Annotated in this window: 17 protein-coding genes; 9 read left to right on the top strand and 8 right to left on the bottom strand. The window is 61.7% G+C overall.

The annotated features are described in order from the left end of the window. The gene (chrA, locus tag PO860_RS12445; RefSeq protein ID WP_273884195.1) at window positions 1-1,434 is read left to right on the top strand and encodes a chromate efflux transporter; all 1,434 of its coding nucleotides are present in this window, start codon (window positions 1-3) and stop codon (window positions 1,432-1,434) included. A gap of 11 nt (window positions 1,435-1,445) precedes the next feature. Here the strand turns inward: chrA and PO860_RS12440 are convergent, their stop codons facing one another. Together PO860_RS12440 and PO860_RS12435 are read right to left on the bottom strand one after the other, a co-directional pair. After that, window positions 1,446-2,777: a hemolysin family protein gene (locus PO860_RS12440; protein ID WP_273884194.1), complete on the bottom strand. Its 1,332-nt coding sequence runs from the start codon at window positions 2,775-2,777 to the stop codon at window positions 1,446-1,448. A gap of 166 nt (window positions 2,778-2,943) precedes the next feature. Then, the gene (locus PO860_RS12435; protein WP_272782177.1) at window positions 2,944-3,327 is read right to left on the bottom strand and encodes a VOC family protein; all 384 of its coding nucleotides are present in this window, start codon (window positions 3,325-3,327) and stop codon (window positions 2,944-2,946) included. Window positions 3,328-3,633: 306 nt separating this feature from the next. On the opposite strand from PO860_RS12435, the gene PO860_RS12430 reads away from it, so the two are divergent. Next, the gene (locus PO860_RS12430) at window positions 3,634-3,957 is read left to right on the top strand and encodes an RcnB family protein (RefSeq protein WP_273884193.1); all 324 of its coding nucleotides are present in this window, start codon (window positions 3,634-3,636) and stop codon (window positions 3,955-3,957) included. A 217-nt stretch (window positions 3,958-4,174) separates the two neighbouring features. Here the strand turns inward: PO860_RS12430 and PO860_RS12425 are convergent, their stop codons facing one another. The 3 genes from PO860_RS12425 to PO860_RS12415 all read right to left on the bottom strand — a co-directional run bounded on the left by PO860_RS12425 (window position 4,175) and on the right by PO860_RS12415 (window position 6,683). Next, window positions 4,175-4,363 (bottom strand): hypothetical protein, encoded by a 189-nt coding sequence (locus tag PO860_RS12425; protein WP_273884192.1) that lies wholly within the window; start codon window positions 4,361-4,363, stop codon window positions 4,175-4,177. Continuing rightward, window positions 4,360-5,565 carry a zinc metallochaperone GTPase ZigA gene (gene zigA, locus PO860_RS12420; RefSeq protein WP_275037837.1) on the bottom strand — a complete coding sequence of 402 codons (1,206 nt, stop codon included), beginning with the start codon at window positions 5,563-5,565 and terminating at the stop codon, window positions 4,360-4,362. Before zigA ends, PO860_RS12425 begins: the two co-directional genes overlap by 4 nt. A gap of 146 nt (window positions 5,566-5,711) precedes the next feature. Continuing rightward, window positions 5,712-6,683, bottom strand: a complete 972-nt coding sequence (locus tag PO860_RS12415) for a zinc ABC transporter substrate-binding protein (protein WP_411196323.1) — start codon at window positions 6,681-6,683, stop codon at window positions 5,712-5,714. 150 nt (window positions 6,684-6,833) lie between these two features. Here PO860_RS12415 and PO860_RS12410 point away from each other — a divergent pair, with 150 nt between their 5' ends. Genes PO860_RS12410 through PO860_RS12400 form a run of 3 tightly spaced genes read left to right on the top strand, consistent with a single transcriptional unit; the run spans window position 6,834 to window position 8,996 of the window. After that, entirely contained in the window at window positions 6,834-7,793 is a 960-nt protein-coding gene (locus tag PO860_RS12410) for an ATP-binding cassette domain-containing protein (protein WP_272782181.1), read from the top strand. Continuing rightward, window positions 7,786-8,601: a zinc ABC transporter permease subunit ZnuB gene (gene znuB, locus PO860_RS12405; RefSeq protein ID WP_273884189.1), complete on the top strand. Its 816-nt coding sequence runs from the start codon at window positions 7,786-7,788 to the stop codon at window positions 8,599-8,601. Before PO860_RS12410 ends, znuB begins: the two co-directional genes overlap by 8 nt. Then, complete coding sequence (locus PO860_RS12400) at window positions 8,598-8,996, top strand: Fur family transcriptional regulator (protein ID WP_003564680.1); 399 nt, start codon at window positions 8,598-8,600, stop codon at window positions 8,994-8,996. Before znuB ends, PO860_RS12400 begins: the two co-directional genes overlap by 4 nt. 228 nt (window positions 8,997-9,224) lie before the next feature. Here PO860_RS12400 and PO860_RS12395 read toward each other — a convergent pair whose 3' ends face one another. Continuing rightward, window positions 9,225-10,337, bottom strand: coding sequence for a putative sodium/potassium/calcium exchanger (locus PO860_RS12395; protein ID WP_275037836.1), 1,113 nt, complete (start codon window positions 10,335-10,337; stop codon window positions 9,225-9,227). Window positions 10,338-10,528: 191 nt separating this feature from the next. On the opposite strand from PO860_RS12395, the gene PO860_RS12390 reads away from it, so the two are divergent. The 4 genes from PO860_RS12390 to PO860_RS12375 all read left to right on the top strand — a co-directional run bounded on the left by PO860_RS12390 (window position 10,529) and on the right by PO860_RS12375 (window position 12,952). After that, window positions 10,529-11,104, top strand: a complete 576-nt coding sequence (locus tag PO860_RS12390; RefSeq protein WP_183606776.1) for a transglutaminase-like cysteine peptidase — start codon at window positions 10,529-10,531, stop codon at window positions 11,102-11,104. An 87-nt stretch (window positions 11,105-11,191) separates the two neighbouring features. Then, complete coding sequence (locus tag PO860_RS12385) at window positions 11,192-11,590, top strand: ester cyclase (RefSeq protein ID WP_273883987.1); 399 nt, start codon at window positions 11,192-11,194, stop codon at window positions 11,588-11,590. 169 nt (window positions 11,591-11,759) lie between these two features. Further along, window positions 11,760-12,161, top strand: a complete 402-nt coding sequence (locus PO860_RS12380; protein ID WP_183606778.1) for a hypothetical protein — start codon at window positions 11,760-11,762, stop codon at window positions 12,159-12,161. Window positions 12,162-12,244: 83 nt separating this feature from the next. Next, entirely contained in the window at window positions 12,245-12,952 is a 708-nt protein-coding gene (locus tag PO860_RS12375) for a methyltransferase family protein (protein WP_273883986.1), read from the top strand. Window positions 12,953-13,190: 238 nt separating this feature from the next. Here PO860_RS12375 and PO860_RS12370 read toward each other — a convergent pair whose 3' ends face one another. Next, complete coding sequence (locus PO860_RS12370) at window positions 13,191-13,721, bottom strand: gamma carbonic anhydrase family protein (protein WP_273883985.1); 531 nt, start codon at window positions 13,719-13,721, stop codon at window positions 13,191-13,193. 10 nt (window positions 13,722-13,731) lie between these two features. Continuing rightward, entirely contained in the window at window positions 13,732-14,427 is a 696-nt protein-coding gene (locus tag PO860_RS12365) for a fumarylacetoacetate hydrolase family protein (RefSeq protein WP_183606781.1), read from the bottom strand. Window positions 14,428-14,448: the final 21 nt, after the last annotated feature.

The raw sequence follows: 14,448 nt of genomic DNA, 5'->3' as shown, positions 1-14,448 counted from the left end.
ATGACGGAGATGACGGACAGTCCGCTCATGGGACAAGCGGGAGGCCAAATGGAGGGGAAAGACGCAGGCGAGAGGCATCACCACGGCGTCTCCTTCGGCGAGGCCGTCAAGGTGTGGCTGCGCGTTGCCGCCCTGAGCTTCGGTGGCCCGGCCGGCCAGATCGCCGTCATGCACCGGATCGTCGTCGACGAGAAACGATGGATCGGTGAGCACCGTTTTCTGCATGCGCTGAACTATTGCATGCTGCTCCCCGGACCCGAGGCGCAGCAGCTCGCCATCTACATCGGCTGGCTGATGCACCGCACGCTGGGTGGTCTCGTTGCCGGCCTGCTGTTCGTGCTGCCGGGATTTCTGTCGATCCTTTGCCTCAGCTATATCTACGCGGCCTATGGCAGCGTCGGCATCGTCGCCGGCCTGTTTTTCGGGTTGAAGGCCGCGGTGCTTGCCGTCGTTGTGCAGGCCGTCATCCGCATCGGCAGCCGTGCCCTCAGAAATAACGTCATGCTCGCAATTGCGGCGGGGGCCTTCGTTGCCATCTTCTTCTTGCACGTGCCGTTCCCGCTGATCGTGCTTGCCGCCGGCATCGCCGGCTTCCTCGGCGGCAGGTTCGGCTTTGCCGCCTTCAGGCCAGGCGGCGGGCACAAGGCCGGGAGCGGTTCGGTCCTTTCGGATGCCGAGTCCGCGCTCGGAGAGGGCATACCGGCGCATGCGCGCCCCAACCTTATTTGGTCGCTGCGTATGTCGGCCGCGTTGCTCGCCCTCTGGCTCGTGCCCGTCGCGGGCCTCTATGCGGCTTTGGGGGCTCACGACGTTTTCACCGAGATCGGTCTGTTCTTCAGCAAGATGGCGGTCGTCACCTTCGGTGGTGCCTATGCCGCGCTCGCCTATGTCGCGCAGGAGGCCGTGCAGCGTTTCGGCTGGCTGAAACCCGGCGAGATGCTCGATGGCCTCGGCATGGCCGAGACGACGCCAGGGCCGCTGATCATGGTCCTTCAGTTCGTCGGCTTCATGGGCGCCTACCGCAATCCCGGATCGCTGGATCCGATGCTCGCCGCCACGCTCGCGGCGATCCTGACAACTTGGGTGACGTTCGTTCCCTGTTTCCTGTGGATCTTTCTCGGCGCGCCATTCATCGAAAAATTGCGCGGCAATGTCGCGCTCGCCGGCGCGATGTCGGCCATCACGGCTGCGGTGGTCGGGGTTATTCTCAACCTCGCCATCTGGTTTGGCCTGCACACGCTCTTTGCCGAGGTCGCGACCGTGCACCTTGGAACCTTGCGGCTCGATATCCCCGTGCTGCAATCGGCCGTGCCGGCGGCAATGGCGCTGTCGGCCGCCGCCGCCATCGCGATCTTCCGGTTCAGGACGTCTGTTATCACGACGCTGCTTGCTTGTGCGATGTCAGGAATGCTCTGGACGCTGGCCGTGAGATAGAGCCTTTCAGGTTAGGCTTCCGCCCCGTCTGCAGGGATGCGCGTTGCGAGCATCTTGTCGATGCGCATGCCGTCCATATCGAGCACTTCGAAGCGCCAGTTATCGAAGACGAAGGTTTCGCCGGCTTCTGGGATATGCTGGAGCTGGTGCAGCGCAAAGCCCGCAAGCGTATGGAAATCGGCATCCGGACGGTCGCGCAGCCCGAGCCGTTCGAAGGCGTCGAAGGCCGGCATCATCGCATCGATCAAGAGCGAGCCGTCTTCGCGCACAACGATGTCGGGTTCTTCGTTGGATCCCGGCAAGTCGCCGGCGATGGCTTCGAGCAGATCAGTCTGGGTGACGATGCCTTCCAGGCTGCCATACTCATCGATGACGATGGCGAGGCGGACAGGCGAGGCCTTGAAACTGTCGAGCACGCGCACGACCGAGGCGCCCTCATGCAGCACCAGCGGCTGCTTGATGACCGCCATAGGCCTGACCTTGCCGCCGTCGAGAACCTGGTCGAGAAGGTCCTTCTTCAGCACCATGCCGATCGGTTCGTCGATAGAGCCGCGGGCGACCAGCAATTGTTCGTGGCTGCATTCGCGAATGGTCTTCAGGATCTCGGCCTCGCTGTCGTCAGCGTCGAACCATTCGATATCGAGACGCGGGGTCATGATATCGGAGATCGGCCTGTCGCCGATGTTGAAGACCCGCTCGACGAGCTGCTGCTGCACCTGGTTAAGAAGGCCGGCCTCCTGGCTCTCGGCGACCAGCAGCTTGAGCTCCTGCGGCGAATGGAATGACGACTCGCCGGTGCCGGCGCGAAGACCCACACCCCTGAGCACGAGGTTACCCATGCCGTTCAGAGCAAAGATCGCCGGCTTGAACAGCACCAGGAAGAAGCCGAGCGGTCGCACGACGGCAAGCGAGGTGGCTTCGCTGCGCTGAAGCGCCAGGCTTTTTGGCGCGAGCTCGCCGAGCACGATGTGCAGTGCCGTGATGATGACGAAGGCAATGACGATGGCGACGGTATGTGCACCTGTAGTCGCCCATTGTCCGGGCAGCCAGGACAGCAGAGGCTCGATCAGGTGGGCAAGCGCTGGTTCGCCGACCCAGCCGAGGGCGAGCGAGGAGATGGTGATGCCGAGCTGGGTGGCTGCGAGGTTGGCGTCGAGATTGTCGACGGCGCGCTGGAGAGCGGAGGCATTCATGCGGCCTGCCGCGGCAAGTTCGGTGACACGGCTGCGCCTGACCGACACCAGCGCGAATTCGGCGGCGACGAAGAAGCCATTGGCGGCCACGAGAAGCAACACGGCTAGTATCCCGACATAGTCGAAGAGCCCGCCCGCGGATTCGGACATGTTTCCCTACCTCTGAATTGACGCGAGTCCGAAACTACACGCTCGGGCAGAGGTAGCAAGGCGCAGCCGCCATTCTTGCCGTTAGCAACGTCGATGTCGGCCTGCCGTCATCAGGATCTTGCCTGCGATTCAACCGACGGGGAGAGCATGACCGCTGCCGCGGCACTCATCTCTTCGGCGCTTCAAAGAGCTCGATCGGGTTTCCGGCCGGGTCTTCGAGCAGGATCTGCTTGCCGCCTATGCCCTGGACGATTTCGTTGCGAAACCGCGCGCCCGCCTGGCGCAGCGCGGCGACTTCCGCCGCCAGGTCCGCGACCTCGATCTGCATGCGATTCCATCCGCCCGGTTCCGGTGTTCGCCCGTCGGGCATTGCCTGGGACGCGCCGCCCGGTCCCGCCATGCCGCTGACGAGCAGACGAAAGCCGTCCCTGGTCAGGATGGCGAAGCTGGGCGCGGGGTGAAGCGCGACCGTGAAGCCGAGATGTCTCGTGTAGAACTCCAGCGCGGCGTCAACGTCGTCAACGATATAGCGCATGCTGATACCGGGCATGGTTTTCCTCCATTATCTTTTGCGTTGTCTCGCCCTTGCGGCGTCCGACGGCGCCAAGGGCGTGATCGCAAAACGTTCGATGATTTTGAATCTGCGCTCAATCCTTCCGGAAATCGAATCCGATCTATGGACGACGTGCCGACTTCGGCAAAACGGTGGTTTGTCAAAATGTATGCGCCTCATCTAAAATACAAGAATCTGGCCCCAAACCACCGGATTCCATTACGAAAGTTTAACTTAAGTTTCAGTTTCGGTTCATCTTTTCAGCCCTAGTTTGTTCTCGTGCCCGCCACTGAGGAACCCCACATGAAAAAGATTTTTGCAGCTCTTCTTTCCGCCTCCTTCCTCCTCTCGCCGATGGTTGTCTCCCAGGCCAGCGCCGATGATTATCGTCGCCCGCCTGTCGTGCACAAGCGGGTGATCGTTGAGAAGACGGTCATCCGGCCGCATTGGAAAAGGGGATACCGCGTCAACGCCAGCGAACGCCGGCGGTTCTCCGATGTCAACGACTACCGCCGCTACCGGCTGGCGCCGCCGCCGCGCGGCTATCGCTGGGTCCGGGCCGACAACGACTACCTGCTGATCGGCGTCACCAGCGGCATCATCTCCAGCGTCATTGCCGGTCGTTGATCGGTGGATGGATAAGAAAGGGGCGGCTTCGGCCGCCCTTTTTGCGACTGTGAGCCGAGCATCCACACCGCATCCATCAGCAGTAGTGGCATGGATCCCGGGCTCAAGGCCTGGGATGACGGAGAGTGGGGTTGGCGTTCGCGCCAAACTCGACCTGGCCTACAGAGGGTGTGGTGTCGTTCGCGCCAAATTCGTCGTCGGCTTGGAGGATACCGCGTCAGTCATCCCCGCCTTGGTCCTGCCGGCGCAAAGGCATTACCCGTTCGGCGATGATGCCTAGCAATCCGCTGGTCTTGCGCGGCGCCTCGTCCGAGGGGTCATGCGTCAGCGGATGCAGCCCCTCGATCGGCTGCAGAGGATCGCATTCCTGGCAGAAGCGGTAGGGTTTGATTGCCGTCGCCTTCATGCCGCGTGCCGGCTCCAGTTGGCGAAGGGGTCGGGCAGGTCGCGCCAGCGCTCCGGTGCGAAGACATCCGTGCTGATGAGACAGGCGTCGAGTTCCCTTCTGATCCAGATCTCGTCCATCGGATCGGCGCCGATGAAGACGATTTCCTGGCGGCGGTCGCCCCAGATGGGGTCGAGATAGGGGCTGATGGCGCGCATGAAGCCCGGTTCCTCAGGCCATTGTTCTCGCGGCACCGCCGCCCGCCACAGGCCCATCTTGCCGGTGCGCACGATCGCGCCGGCCTGGCTGATCTCGCCGACGTGATGCGGGCGCGTCGCCAGCCAGAAGAAGCCTTTGGCGCGCACCACGCCCGGCCAAGTCCTGTCGAGGAAAGCCTGCAGCTTTGCCGGATGGAAGGGCCGCTTTTCGCGATAGACGAAGGAGCGGATGCCGTATTCCTCGGTCTCCGGTACATGATCGCGGAAGCCGTGCAATTCCTTGTACCAGAGCGGATGGGTCTCGGCTTTATCGATATCGAAGCGGCCGGTGCCGAGCACCTCCTCGAGCGCCACCTTGCCGAAATCCGCTTCGATCAGCCTCGCATCCGGGTTGAGTCCGATGATGATTTTCCGTGCGGCATCGCGCTGTTCGTCGCTTGCCGTGCCGATCTTGTTCAGCACCACGACATCGGCGAATTCGATCTGCTCGACCAGCAGGTCGACGATGGTTCTGTTGTCGCCGTCACCCGCCGTTTCGCCACGGTCGGCGAGGAAATCGGCCGACGCATAATCGGCAAGCAGATTGGCGGCATCGACGACCGTCACCATCGTATCGAGCCTTGCGAGGTCGGAAAGGCTCTGGCCGTTCTCGTCGCGGAATTCGAAGGTGGTGGCGACGGGCAGGGGCTCGGCGATGCCGGTGGATTCGATCAGGAGGTAATCGAAGCGGCCCTGGGTGGCGAGATCGCGCACCTCCTTCAAAAGGTCGTCGCGCAGCGTGCAGCAGATGCAGCCATTGGTCATCTCGACCAGCTGCTCCTCGGTGCGCGAGAGATTGGCGCCGCCGTCGCGCACCAGGCTGGCATCGATATTCACCTCGCTCATGTCGTTGACGATGACGGCGACGCGCAGACCCTCGCGATTGGCGAGCACATGGTTGAGCAGTGTCGTCTTGCCGGCGCCGAGAAAGCCTGAAAGCACTGTGACCGGAAGTCTGTTGTCCATGGGAACCTCATCGGATTTTTATTAATGTTATATCATTACATAGGTTGCGCCGAAAAAAGGCGGAACGGGGGTGTCCGCCTTTTTCCGCTTCGGCTTTCTCCACAACGCTGCGTGTCCGGCAGGACGCGCAGTACGGCGCATGACAATCATGCGCCGGAGAGGCAGCCCTTCATGCTGTTGGCGATGCCGCGCATGAGGGTGAAGTAGAGATCGGGACCAGCCTTCAGCGTCGCGGCTTCAGGGTCGAGCACGCCTGACCTGGCTCGCGTGCCTTCGATGACCACATCGACGAGGCGCGGCTCGAACTGCGGTTCGGCAAAGACGCAAGTTGCGCCGAGTTGCCCGACCTTGCTGTGGATTTCCGAAACACGCTCGGCGCCGGGAATAGTTTCCGGGCTGACGGTGATCGAGCCGGCGACCCGGATGCCGTAGCGATGCTCGAAATACTGGTAGGCATCGTGGAAGACGATGAAGGGCTTGTCCTTGACGGGAGCGACGATGCCCCTGATCTCGGCATCGAGCGCATCCAGCCTATCGTCGAGCGCCTTGGCGTTGCCCTGATAGGTCAGTGCATTGGCGGGATCGGCGGCGACCAGCGTCGTGGTGATCATGGCGGCCATCGCCTTGGCATTCATCGGGTCGAGCCAGAGATGGGTGTCGAAGGCGCCGTGGTCATGGGCATCATCGGCATCATGCGCGGCTTCGGCATCATGATCATGATGTTCATGACTGGAGGCAGTGTCGTGCTCATCGCCATCATCGTGCGCTTCAAAGGCGCCGCCCTCGCGGAAGGGCAGCTTGACGAGGCCGGGCGCTTCATCGAGTGCGGCGATGCTGGCATCCCGGCCCAGTGCCTGCAGCGGCTTTTCGAGAAAGGCCTCGAGGCCGGGGCCGACCCAGAAGATCACCTTGGCGTTTTGCAAAGCGCGGGCGTTCGAGGGCTTGAGATTGTAGGTGTGCGGCGAGGCGGCGCCATCGACAATCAACTCCGGTTCGCCGACACCTTGCATGATCGCCGAAACCAGCGAATGGATCGGCTTGATCGAGGTGACGACGACAGGCGCATCGGCTGCTCGTATCGTTCCAGGAAAGAACAAGGCGGGGATTGCGACGCCCATGATTGCGAGAGCCGGCATTTTGAGGGCTGACCTCAAGGCACGTTGCATCGGTATGCTTCCCTTGAATTACAATTGTTATGTTATTACATCAATTGCGTTATGCTATAACGTGTGCAATAGCAGGACGCAACAGCACTTTCGGAAAATTTGATGCTCTCTCCCGCAAAGATCCCCGGTGGTATCAAGGCCGAACCGCTGGTTTTGCTTGAAAATGTCGGCGTTCTCAGGAACGGCCGCTGGCTGGTGCGGGGCGTCGATTTTTCCGTGTCGCGAGGTGAGATCGTCACGCTGATCGGGCCGAACGGCTCCGGCAAGTCGACGAGCGCCAAGGCGGCGATCGGCGTGCTGAAGCCCGACGAGGGCAGGGTGGAGCGCAAGGCCGGCCTCAAGGTCGGCTATGTCCCGCAGAAGCTCACGATCGACTGGACGCTGCCGCTTTCGGTGCGCCGGCTGATGACGCTGACCGGCCCGCTGCCCGAGCGCGACATGCGCGCCGCACTCGAAGCCGCCGGCATCGATCATATGCTCGATGCCGAGGTGCAGCACCTCTCCGGCGGCGAATTCCAGCGGGCGCTGATGGCGCGCGCCATTGCCCGCAAACCGGATCTGCTGGTGCTCGACGAGCCGGTGCAGGGGGTGGATTTCTCCGGCGAGATCGCCCTCTACGATCTCATCAAGTCGATCCGCAACGCTAGCGGCTGCGGCATCCTGTTGATCTCGCACGATCTCCACGTCGTCATGGCCGAGACCGACACCGTCATCTGCCTCAATGGTCATGTGTGCTGCCGCGGCACGCCGGAATCCGTCAGCCGCAGCCCGGAATATGTGCGCCTGTTCGGCAGCCGAGCGGCGCAGACGCTGGCCGTCTACAGCCATCATCACGATCATACGCACCTGCCGGATGGGCGCGTGCAGCATGCGGACGGCACGGTCACCGATCATTGTCACGCCGATGATGGGCATCACGCCCATGACGGCAGCATAGCGCACGCTCACGACCATAATCATGAGCATGATCACGATCACGCCGGACATGACCACGGGCATGCCGGACATGACCACGCTCATCCGCACGCCCATGAGCATACAGCGGGAGATCGCCATGCTTGACGATTTCTTCGTGCGCGCCATCCTTGCCGGTGTCGGGCTGGCGCTGACGACGGGGCCGCTCGGCTGCTTCATCATCTGGCGGCGCATGGCCTATTTCGGCGATACGATCGCCCATTCGGCGCTGCTGGGGGTCGCACTGTCGCTGCTCTTCGAACTGAACCTGACGCTGGCCGTCTTCGCCGTCGCCGCCCTGGTATCGGTGCTGCTGCTTTTCCTGCAGAAGCGCCAGGCACTGTCGGCCGATGCGCTGCTCGGCATCCTCTCGCACGCGACACTGGCGATCGGCCTCGTCATGGTCGCCTTCATGAGCTGGGTGCGGATCGATCTCATCGCCTTCCTGTTCGGCGATATCCTTGCCGTCTCGACGACTGACATTGCGCTGATCTGGGGCGGAGGGCTCTTCGTGCTCGCCGCGATGGCCTGGCTGTGGCGGCCGCTCCTGGCGGCCACCGTCAATGCCGAGCTTGCCGAAGCCGAGGGGCTTAGACCTGAGCGGGCGCGGCTGTTCTTCATGCTTTTGATGGCCGTCGTCATCGCCATCGCCATGAAGATCGTCGGCATCATGCTCATCACCTCGCTGCTGATCATTCCGGCTGCCGCGGCACGCCGCTTTTCGTCGACGCCGGAGATCATGGCGGTGCTCGCCTCGCTGATCGGGGCGGCTGCCGTCGTCGGCGGGCTGTTCGGCTCGCTCACCTACGACACGCCCTCCGGTCCCTCGATTGTGGTCGCGGCGCTGATCCTCTTCATGCTCAGCCTGCTTCCCCTCAGGCGCCATCGTGCGGTCATGCAAGGACTAGGCTCATGACGACACCGCAACTCACCAAGAACCAGTCGTTGGTCTTCGACGTGCTCGAAAAGGCCGAAGGGCCGCTCAGCGCCTACACCATCCTCGACAAGCTGCGCGACCATGGTTTCCGCGCGCCGCTGCAGGTCTACCGGGCGCTGGAAAAGCTGCTCGAATACGGCGTCGTGCACCGGCTCGAAAGCATCAATTCCTTCGTCGCCTGCGCCCATCCGGGCGACGACTGCCACAGCCACGGCATCGTCGCCTTCGCCATCTGCGAAAGTTGCGGTCAGGTGATGGAGTTTCACGACCACGAGGTCGACCACCGGCTGATGGGCTGGGTGCGGGGGCAGAAGTTCAAGCCGGAGAAGACAACAATCGAGATCCGCGGTCTGTGTGAGGCGTGTGCGGCGTAAAGCGCGCGGGCCGGAATGAGGTCGCTTCAACTCCCTCGTTGCTGCGCTTGTCGCAGGAATCCATTCACCGCGCGTCCGCGCGGTGAATGGATTCCATGAATGCAAAGATTATCTTCCTGAAAGCGGTGGAGCCGAGGGAAACGCAACGTGACAAAAAGATGAGGCTGGAAAACCGACCTCATCTTTGCATTCTTTCGCCGGTCGAGTTTAATCCCGGCCAGCGTTAGGTCAGCCCTTGCCCTGGCCGCCGTTGTCGCTCTTGTCCTGGCCACCGTTGTCGCTCTTGCCCTGGCCGCCGTTGTCGCTCTTGCCCTGGCCGCCGTTGTCGCTCTTGCCCTGGCCGCCGTTGTCGCTCTTGCCCTGGCCGCCGTTGTCGCTCTTGCCCTGGCCGCCGTTGTCGCTCTTGCCTTGGCCGCCGTTGTCGCTCTTGCCTTGGCCGCCGTTGTCGCTCTTGCCCTGGCCGCCGTTGTCGCTCTTGCCCTGGCCGCCGTTGTCGCTCTTGCCCTGGCCGCCATTGTCGCTCTTGCCCTGGCCGCCGTTGTCGCTCTTGTCCTGGCCACCATTGTCGCTCTTGCCCTGGCCGCCGTTGTCGCTCTTGCCCTGGCCGCCGTTGTCACTTTTGCCCTGGCCGCCATTGTCGCTCTTGTCCTGGCCGCCGTTGTCGCTTTTGCCCTGGCCGCCGTTGTCGCCTTTGCCGTGGCCGTCGTTGTCACCCTTGCCCTTGCCACCCTTGCCGCCGCCGTGATCATCGCGGTCCTTGCCGCCGTGATCGTCCTTTCCGTGGTGGCCCTTGCCATCCTTGCCGTGGTCGTGGTCTTTTCCGCCCTTGCCGCCGCCGTGATCATCGCGGTCCTTGCCGCCGTGATCGTCCTTTCCGTGGTGGCCCTTGCCATCCTTGCCGTGGTCGCGGTCTTTTCCGCCCTTGCCGCCGCCGTGATCATCGCGATCCTTGCCGCCGTGGTCATCTTTTCCGTGGTGGCCATCCTTGCCGGGGTCTTGATCTTTTCCACCGGTGTCGTCGCCTTGATCTCCACCGGTGTCGTCGCCTTGATCAACGCCTTCGCCGTTGCCACCGCTATTGCCATCATTCCCATTGCTGGCGACCGAGCCGGTGTTGGATGTCTTCTTGCCGCCACCAACGTTTTGGCTGCCGTGATCGCTATCGTTCGGGCTGAACTTGCTATCGGCCTGAATTGCTCTGGTCGGCATGCACAGCCTGTATTCGAGTGTGCCGCGAACCGCGCTGTCGCAATTAACGACTGCCGGCGCGGCCGTTGCCAGACTGCTGCTTGCCAGAAGGGAAGCAACGGCAAGGCCGAATTTCGATGCTCTGCTGATCATTTCACTCATCTCCCAAGGTTAACCGAATGTTAATTGGGAGATCATTTATACTAACGATGAATTAATACGAAGAACAAAGAATGGTTAATCTGTTCAAATCATCTAATACAGTTAAGTTTACAAGTATAAAATTTTAATAAATTTTTATACTGACTGTGTTATTCTCTCGTTACGAACAGAGGGAATCGGCTATGAAGCGTCTCCTTTCTCTTGCTGCCTTTTTGGTGATTATTCCGCATTTTCAAGCAGTTGCCGGATCGTCTCTGCCTGTGACGCGAAGCATCGGAGCGCCGGTGGGATTTGCCGGGGCCTGCGCCAAGTACAAGTGGCTTTGCGGCAGGGTGGCGGTGCAACAGTTGGACGAGCAGGCTGCGATTGCGCTGCTTCAGAAGGTCAATCGTGCCGTAAACGGACGTATCGTTTCGGCAGAAGATCGCTCGTCTTCCGGAAACGGGGATGTCTGGTCTCTGCCGGTTGCCGGCCGTGGCGACTGCGAGGACTACGCCCTCCAGAAGATGAAGGACCTGATCGAGGCTGGTTATCCATCGAACAGGTTGGCGCTCTCCGTGGTCATCGGACCGCATGATCAAAACCACGTCGTTCTCGTTGCTCGGACGGACCGCGGCGATTATGTGCTCGATAATCTGACCGGCGCCGTGAAGCCCTGGCGCATGACTGGCTATACGTTTCTGGCCACCCAGGATTTCCAATCGCGAACGGGTTGGCGCGTGACGCTTGCTGGTCCCCGTGCAGGTGAGTTCTCCTGAAGTAAAACTATCGAGGCGGCGCGCTCGCTGCTGGCAAGTGCAGATCCCGGCGCTATTTTTGCCTGAGAGCCTAGCCAGGACGATCGTGTGACGAAAACCGAACTCGCGGAGATATATCGCGGCTACATCGCCTGCCTGAACAGGCAGGACTGGTCCAATCTCGGGCAGTTCGTCGGCGACGATGCTGTTCATAACAGCCGGCGGCTCGGGCTGTGGGGTTACGTCGCCATGCTCGAGCGGGACTTCGATGATATTCCAGACCTTTATTTCAAGGTGCTGATGCTGATCGCCGACCCGCCTTACGTGGCTTGCCGGTTGGGCTTCGATTGCACGCCGAAGGGAAAGTTCCTCGGCCTCGAGTTGAACGGCAGGCAGATTTCCTTCACTGAGAACGTCATCTACGAATTTCGCGGCGGCAAGATCGTCGAGGTATGGTCGGTCATCGACAAGGCGGCGATCGAAGTCCAGCTTCGTGGCGATCGGTAGCAGGTTGCGGTAAATTCGACGAAGAATTGTGTGCTCGACGGGTGGCTCGGCGAGTGTTTGGTGTAAGAATCGGAAACACTTTGTGACTAAGTGTCTCCAAAAGCTGCGTTTTTCGACTTGCTGCGCGCGACGACATGACGGATATTGTTTAGACGTTGAGGAAGCCGTCATGATCAGAATGATTGAAAACCCTGCCGAGCTGGCTGGCGAAGATATCACCGGCAAATATATTCTCCGGAAGCTGAACTATCATTGGTTCGCTTACGGCAAGGCAGCTATCGTGACCGCTTGCAAGGGAACGATCCTGCATCTCGAGCGGGAAGAGACGGTCCATTCCGAGCGTTGGGGCCGCCGCGCTTATACGGGAACCGGCAAACGTTATCCCGGCGGCATTTGTCCGATTTCGGCGGTCGCCTGCGTTTGCGATACGCCCGACGACGTCAATGCCGTCATCCAGCTGGATGTCGAAGCACAGGACGAATTCTATCAGCTGATCGCCAAGGCCGAAGCCAGGGTTCAGGCGCTTGCCGCTTCCTCACGAAACAGCCAGTTTCTCGAAGCCGCCGAGTAGGGTGGTTTCTTCAATGAAATCCGCCAGGTGCAGCGTCCTTCTGTGCGTCTAAAGACGCGGAAGTAATGGAACGGAGCGCGATCATGACGCAGCGAGACACCCGGCCCGGTCACGCATTCGCCGCGGCACCATCGCTCGGATCGCTCGCCATCACCATTGCGGTGATGTTTGTCGCGTTGTTCTGGCCAGCCGGCACGCTCGACTGGCCGCGCGGCTGGATCTTTCTCGGCCTGTTCCTTGTGCTGACTGTTGTCGCAGTCATCTGGATCTGGCGGACGAATCCGGAGCTTTTTGCGGCGCGCAGCCGATACCAGAAGGGTACCAAACCCTGGGACGCCGTGGTGGCGACGCTGACGATCATTCTCTTTGCCGCCATTCTTCCGGTCGGCGCATTCGACGACGGGCGTTTCCACTGGGCGCCGCAGCCCGATTGGGTCGTCTTCATCGGTTATCTCCTGATGACATCAGGTTATCTCGGCCTGACCTGGGCGCAATCGGTCAACCGGCATTTCGAGCCGACGGTGCGCATTCAGACCGAGCGCGACCACAAGGTGATCGACACCGGACCCTACGCCGTAATCCGCCATCCCGGATACGCAACCGCCATCGTGCTCAGCGCCGGCATGGCGCTGTCGCTTGGATCGCTCTACGCGCTGATCCCCGCCGGCCTGCTTGTCGTCGTCCTGTTCGGCCGCACACTCGGCGAGGAAGCCGAACTGCGCAAGGGCCTCGAAGGCTATGCGGACTATATGGCGCGTGTGCGCTGGCGCTGGATTCCGGGAGTCTGGTGAGTGGAGAGGGGGCTTCGCCACCCGCCCCGTGCTTCGAGGCTCCGGCCTTTGGCCTATGCGCCTCAGGATGAGGGCCAATCGGAGTGCCGTACGGCTGGGGGCTGATGGATGCGCTGTGTATCTGGCAAGCTGAGGCGTTCGCGACTGTCATCCGCGGCCCTCTCTGCAGCCTCATCCTGAGGCGCCCCGCAGGGGCCTCGAAGGACGGGGCTGGCCACCCGCCTCCGCGTTACCTGTGTTACCCGATCTGCCTGAGATCGCGCGCGAAACGTTGCCAGTTGGCGACGTAGTTTTCCGCTGAGCGGCGAATGCCCTCGACCGCCTTCTCATCCAGCACCCGCACGAGGCGGGCAGGCGCTCCGACGATCAGGGAATTATCAGGGAATTCCTTGCCTTCGGTCACCAGCGCATTGGCTCCAACGAGGCAGTTGTTGCCGATTTTCGCACCGTTCAGGATGGTGGCGCCCATGCCGATCAGCACGTTGTCGCCCAGCGTACAGCCGTGAAGGATGGCGTGGTGGCCGATGGTGCAGCTTTTGCCTGTTGTCAGCGGGAAGCCCATGTCGGTATGGGCCATCACGCCTTCCTGGACGTTGGTGCCTTCGCCGATCGTGATCTTTTCATTGTCGCCGCGCAGCACGGCGCCGAACCAGATGCCGACATTCTCGCCGAGTTCGATCTGGCCGATGATGTTGGCATCCGATGCGATCCAATAGAGGCCGGCGGCGGGCAGTTTCGGCGTTGATCCGCCGAGCGCATAGACGGGCATGGCTCTCTCCTCACACGACCTCGACTGATAGGGTGGCGATACCGTCGATGCCGCAATTGATGCGATCGCCCCGGGCGACCGCCCCGACGCCGGCGGGCGTGCCGGTCATGATGATATCGCCGGGCGTCAGGGTGAAAAGCTTCGACAGCTCGGCGATGATCTCCGGCACCTTCCAGATCATCTGGTTGAGATCCCCGTCCTGAACGCGTTTGCCGTTCTGTTCCAGCCAGATCCTTGCCTGGGTGGGGTGGCCGAGGCTGCTTGCCGGAACGATTGGCGACACAGGGGCCGAATGTTCGAAGGCCTTGCCGATTTCCCAGGGGCGGCCGAGCTTCTTGGCCTCGCCCTGCAAGTCACGACGGGTGAAATCGATGCCGACGGCATAGCCGTAAATGCAGTTGAGCGCGTCTGCAGCCTGAATGTCTGCGCCGCCGGATTTCAACGCCAGCACACATTCGACTTCGTAATGCACGTCTGATGACAGCGGCGGATAGGGAAAGGCGTTGCCTGCCGGCAGCAGGTTATCGGCATTCTTCTGGAAGAAGAATGGCGGCTCGCGGGTGGGATCATGACCCATCTCGATCGCGTGGTCGGCATAGTTGCGCCCGACGCAATAGACGCGGCGCACCGGAAAACGCTCGGCGCTGCCTTCGACCGGCAGCAGTACCGGTGCGGGACGCGGAATGACGGTGGCGGGATGGGGCATGGGCGGCTCTTCCTGTTTTCG

Origin of the sequence: Rhizobium binxianense, assembly GCF_028994275.1 — a bacterium.
GTDB classification, from domain to species: Bacteria; Pseudomonadota; Alphaproteobacteria; order Rhizobiales; family Rhizobiaceae; genus Rhizobium; species Rhizobium binxianense.
Note: the sequence above shows the minus strand (reverse complement) of the source record. Positions and strands in the feature narration are given on the sequence as shown.